General features: G+C 51.7%; 3 tRNA genes and 3 rRNA genes. All 6 read right to left on the bottom strand.

Annotated elements, in window-relative coordinates:
• Position 1 precedes the first annotated feature (1 nt).
• Positions 2-78 (bottom strand) — tRNA-Met (locus tag CLV80_RS18210).
• 68 nt (positions 79-146) lie between these two features.
• Positions 147-261: ribosomal RNA gene (gene rrf, locus CLV80_RS18215) — 5S ribosomal RNA — on the bottom strand.
• Positions 262-388: 127 nt separating this feature from the next.
• A 23S ribosomal RNA gene (locus tag CLV80_RS18220) occupies positions 389-3,221 on the bottom strand.
• Between the two features lie 352 nt (positions 3,222-3,573).
• Positions 3,574-3,650: transfer RNA gene (locus CLV80_RS18225), tRNA-Ile, on the bottom strand.
• A gap of 4 nt (positions 3,651-3,654) precedes the next feature.
• Positions 3,655-3,730: transfer RNA gene (locus CLV80_RS18230), tRNA-Ala, on the bottom strand.
• 164 nt (positions 3,731-3,894) lie between these two features.
• Positions 3,895-5,358, bottom strand: a 16S ribosomal RNA gene (locus tag CLV80_RS18235).
• The 16S, 23S and 5S rRNA genes sit together here with 3 tRNA genes alongside, the layout of an rRNA operon.
• Positions 5,359-5,738 lie beyond the last annotated feature (380 nt).

Genomic DNA, 5,738 nt, shown 5'->3' on the forward strand with positions numbered 1-5,738 from the left:
TTGGTTGCGGGAGTAGGATTTGAACCTACGACCTTCAGGTTATGAGCCTGACGAGCTACCGGGCTGCTCCATCCCGCGCTATTGTGCCTCGCGGTGTTTTGAGAGGGCTTTTTTGTTATCGTATAGAGAGAAGTGTTTCTTATTAGGTTTGGCAATGACTTACTCTCCCACGCCTTAAGACGCAGTACCATCAGCGCAGCGGCACTTAACTGCCGAGTTCGGGATGGGATCGGGTGTTTTGCTCGCGCTATTATCACCAAACCAAAAAAGAAACACCGGCTGGGACCGAGATCCTAGCCGATAACATCAGGTTTTGTTCCATTTCATCGTATACTGATGATTGTGTGTGTATGTGTTTTGATTTTTTCCAGTCTTACTATTACTGGATCAAATCAAGCCTATCGAGCCATTAGTACCAGTCAACTGAACGCCTTACAGCGCTTACATCTCTGGCCTATCGACGAGGTGGTCTACCTCGGCTCTCAGGGATATCTTGTTTTGAAGGGGGCTTCCCGCTTAGATGCCTTCAGCGGTTATCCTGTCCGATCATAGCTACTCAGCACTGCCGTTGGCACGACAACTGATCCACCAGTGGATCGTTCACCCCGGTCCTCTCGTACTAGGGGCAACTCTTCTCAAATATCCTACACCCACGGAAGATAGGGACCGAACTGTCTCACGACGTTCTAAACCCAGCTCACGTACCTCTTTAAACGGCGAACAGCCGTACCCTTGGGACCTGCTCCAGCCCCAGGATGAGATGAGCCGACATCGAGGTGCCAAACGGTGCCGTCGATATGGACTCTTGGGCACCATCAGCCTGTTATCCCCAGCGTACCTTTTATCCGTTGAGCGATGGCCCTTCCACTCGGGACCACCGGATCACTATGGCCGTCTTTCGACTCTGCTCGACTTGTCAGTCTCGCAGTCAGGCTGGCTTCTGCCATTGCACTCAACGAGCGATTTCCGACCGCTCTGAGCCAACCTTCGCGCGCCTCCGTTACAATTTGGGAGGCGACCGCCCCAGTCAAACTACCCACCACGCAGGGTCCCGGACCCGGATAACGGGCCGCGGTTAGACATCAAGCAGAATAAGGGTGGTATCTCAAGGGAGGCTCCACGATGACTGGCGTCACCGCTTCAAAGCCTACCACCTATCCTGCACATACTGTGCCTGATGCCAATGCGAAGCTATAGTAAAGGTGCATGGGGTCTTTCCGTCTAACCGCGGGTATCCTGCATCTTGACAGGAAATTCAATTTCGCTGAGTCCACATTTGAGACAGCGGGGAAGTCGTTACGCCATTCGTGCAGGTCGGAACTTACCCGACAAGGAATTTCGCTACCTTAGGACCGTTATAGTTACGGCCGCCGTTTACCTGGGCTTCAATTCGGAGCTTGCACTCCTCCTTTTAACCTTCAGGCACCGGGCAGGCGTCAGACCCTATACGTCGTCTTGCGACTTCGCAGAGCCCTGTGTTTTTAGTAAACAGTCGCCACCCCCTGGTTTGTGCCCCCGCCCAAAACTTGCGTTCTGAACGGGCCTCCTTCTCGCGAACTTACGGAGGTATTTTGCCGAGTTCCTTAAATGTGGTTCTCTCAAGCGCCTTGGTATTCTCTACCAGTCCACCTGTGTCGGTTTAGGGTACGATCTTATAGGAGGGCTATTTCCAGGAACCTGTTAGCAGCCCATTCAATCCGATAAGGATGAACTACGTCTCAGATCCGTCACCACTCCATGGCCCAGGAATATTAACCTGGTTCCCATCGACTACGCCTTTCGGCCTCGCCTTAGGGGTCGGCTTACCCTGCTCAGATTAGCTTTAAGCAGGAACCCTTGGACTTTCGGCGAGGGAGTCTCTCACTCCCTTTGTCGCTACTCATGTCATCATTCTCACTAGTGATCTCTCCACCGGATCCCTCACAGGCCGGCTTCACAGAAAACTCCGCGTCTCCAATACTTCCGAAGAAGTTAAGGAGACATGGAATTATGTCACACTACGCTCTGCTACCATGCGATAAATCGCATCCTAGACTTCGGCTCATGGCTTGAGCCCCGTTACATCTTCGCCGCAGGACAACTTATTTAGACCAGTGAGCTGTTACGCTATCTTTAAAGGATGGCTGCTTCTAAGCCAACCTCCTGGTTGTTTTGGTCGTCCCACCTGCTTTCCCACTTAGCCATGAATTAGGGGCCTTAGTCGTAGGTCAGGGTTGTTTCCCTCTCCACAACGGACGTTAGCACCCGCTGTGTGTCTGCCGGATATTACTCCTCGGTATTCGGAGTTTGATTAGGATCAGTAAGGCTGTGGGCCCCCATTACCCATTCAGTGCTCTACCCCCGAGGGTATTCGTCCGACGCTCTACCTAAATAGATTTCGCAGAGAACCAGCTATCTCCGAGTTTGATTGGCCTTTCACCCCTAGGCACACCTCATCCCGACCTTTTTCAACAGGTGTGGGTTCGGACCTCCAGTAAGTGTTACCTTACCTTCATCCTGGACATGCCTAGATCACTCGGTTTCGGGTCTGATCCACCGAACTCATGCGCCCTATTAAGACTCGCTTTCGCTGCGCCTACACCTAACGGCTTAAGCTTGCTCGGTAGACCAAGTCGATGACCCATTATACAAAAGGTACGCTGTCAGGCCTCAAGGGCCCTCCAACTGATTGTAGGCGTTCGGTTTCAGGTACTGTTTCACTCCCCTCGTCGGGGTGCTTTTCACCTTTCCCTCACGGTACTGGTTCGCTATCGGTCAGTAAGGAGTACTTAGCCTTCGAAGGTGGTCCTCCGATGTTCAGACAGAATTTCACGTGTTCCGCCCTACTTAATACGTCCTATCATGCTTCTTATACGGGACTGTCACCCACTATGGTTGGCCATTCCAGACCATTCTAATCACACTCAAGGCTCGGCTGGTCCCCGTTCGCTCGCCGCTACTAGGGGAGTATCTATTGATTTCCTTTCCTCCGGGTACTTAGATGTTTCAGTTCCCCGGGTTTGCTTTTGTAAACCTATGTATTCAGTTTACAAATACCTGTTTTACCTCATTATTAGCTGCCCTTACGGGCAATAATAACAAAGTATCAGGTGGGTTGCCCCATTCAGAAATCCATGGATCAAAGCTTATTCTCAGCTCCCCATGGCTTATCGCAGAGTATCACGTCTTTCATCGCCTCTTACTGCCAAGGCATCCACCAAACGCCCTTTTCGCGCTTGATTTGATCCAGAAATAGTCAGACTACTTCTGTGGCCACCCCCTTTTGTAAAATCAAAGGTGGCCTAAATCAAAATGCATACATTGCAGTGCTTGCCGCTGGTTCGCAACAAACACTGTTCGAATGAGATTACTCTCATTCCGGTTAGTGTACTTGACTTGGAACAAAATAGATTTGCTTGACGATCAACGACACCTTGCGGTGCCTCTCGTCAGCTGACGATCCCTTACTTGGGTTCATCATCTATTCTGATGTTGTTTCTCTCTTTACGATGTCAAACGATCAAAAGATCGTAACGTCCAGTTGGACGGCAAAACAGCCATGCTGCTTAACGGTCAAACTGTATTTTATGGTGTTGGTGGGTCGAGGAGGACTTGAACCTCCGACCTCACGCTTATCAGGCGTGCGCTCTAACCACCTGAGCTACCGACCCAACTTGGTGGAGCGTATCGGGATCGAACCGATGACCCCCTGCTTGCAAAGCAGGTGCTCTCCCAGCTGAGCTAACGCCCCTTAAGGTGCGTTCCACACAGGTGGAACAAAACTGAAGAGATATGAGGACGGCCTGGCTCTAGGTCACTTCCAAGGAAGAAGTGCCTGAATATGTCGGCTTTGTTTGCCGACTGCTAAGTGTTCCACGAGTATGAACAAGTTCATGCTGCTAGGAACATCCTTAGAAAGGAGGTGATCCAGCCGCAGGTTCCCCTACGGCTACCTTGTTACGACTTCACCCCAGTCGCTGATCCTACCGTGGCCGCCTGCCTCCCCGAAGGGTTAGCGCAGCGTCGTCGGGTAGAACCAACTCCCATGGTGTGACGGGCGGTGTGTACAAGGCCCGGGAACGTATTCACCGCGTCATGCTGTTACGCGATTACTAGCGATTCCGACTTCATGGGGTCGAGTTGCAGACCCCAATCCGAACTGAGACATCTTTTGGAGATTAACTCACTGTAGATGCCATTGTAGCACGTGTGTAGCCCAACCCGTAAGGGCCATGAGGACTTGACGTCATCCACACCTTCCTCCCGCTTATCACGGGCAGTTTCCCTAGAGTGCCCAGCCGAACTGCTGGCAACTAAGGATGTGGGTTGCGCTCGTTGCCGGACTTAACCGAACATCTCACGACACGAGCTGACGACAGCCATGCAGCACCTGTCACTTGGTCTCTTACGAGAAAACCAGATCTCTCTGGCGGTCCAAGGATGTCAAGGGTTGGTAAGGTTCTGCGCGTTGCTTCGAATTAAACCACATGCTCCACCGCTTGTGCGGGCCCCCGTCAATTCCTTTGAGTTTTAATCTTGCGACCGTACTCCCCAGGCGGAATGCTTAATCCGTTAGGTGTGACACCAAAGGGCAAGCCCCCTGACGTCTGGCATTCATCGTTTACGGTGTGGACTACCAGGGTATCTAATCCTGTTTGCTCCCCACACTTTCGTACCTCAGCGTCAGTATCGAGCCAGTGAGCCGCCTTCGCCACTGGTGTTCCTCCAAATATCTACGAATTTCACCTCTACACTTGGAATTCCACTCACCTCTCTCGAACTCTAGACTGATAGTTTTAAAGGCAGTTCCAGGGTTGAGCCCTGGGATTTCACCTCTAACTTTCCAATCCGCCTACGTACGCTTTACGCCCAGTAATTCCGAACAACGCTAACCCCCTCCGTATTACCGCGGCTGCTGGCACGGAGTTAGCCGGGGTTTCTTTACCAGATACTGTCATTATCATCTCTGGCGAAAGAGCTTTACGACCCTAAGGCCTTCGTCACTCACGCGGCATGGCTAGATCAGGCTTGCGCCCATTGTCTAAGATTCCCCACTGCTGCCTCCCGTAGGAGTCTGGGCCGTGTCTCAGTCCCAGTGTTGCTGATCATCCTCTCAAACCAGCTAAAGATCGTAGACTTGGTAGGCCATTACCCCACCAACTATCTAATCTTACGCGGGCTAATCCTTCACCGATAAATCTTTCCCCCGAAGGGCGTATACGGTATTACTCTCAGTTTCCCGAGGCTATTCCGTAGTGAAGGGTATATTCCCACGCGTTACTAACCCGTCCGCCGCTCACTCCGAAGAGTGCGCTCGACTTGCATGTGTTAGGCCTGCCGCCAGCGTTCGTTCTGAGCCAGGATCAAACTCTCAAGTTGAAAGCATCTTGCGATGCTATCCTTGACGTTCGAACCTCTGCACATCACCACTTGGCCTTACTGAAACCAAATGGCGTTTTCTCTGTTTGTTGTGCTTTCAGTTAACAAAGTTAACCAAGAGCCACTCAAACAGTGAAGCTGACACTCTATCATCGACCGAAGCCTAAGAGCGTTGATATACAGACGTCTGATCCATCGAACTGAACCAAACCGCCCACATATCTCTTCAGATATATCAATTTCAAACAGCGTAGAGACAAAAGTGACCAGATGCGCCCTAACTAAATGGCGCGCCCCGCCTCAAATACCTCAAAATTTCTTACCGCCCCCGATCCATCCCTCAGCGTCTCCGCTTCCGTCTGACCCGTCCGGCGCCCCGT

The organism is Yoonia maritima, from assembly GCF_003003285.1.
GTDB lineage: Bacteria > Pseudomonadota > Alphaproteobacteria > Rhodobacterales > Rhodobacteraceae > Yoonia > Yoonia maritima.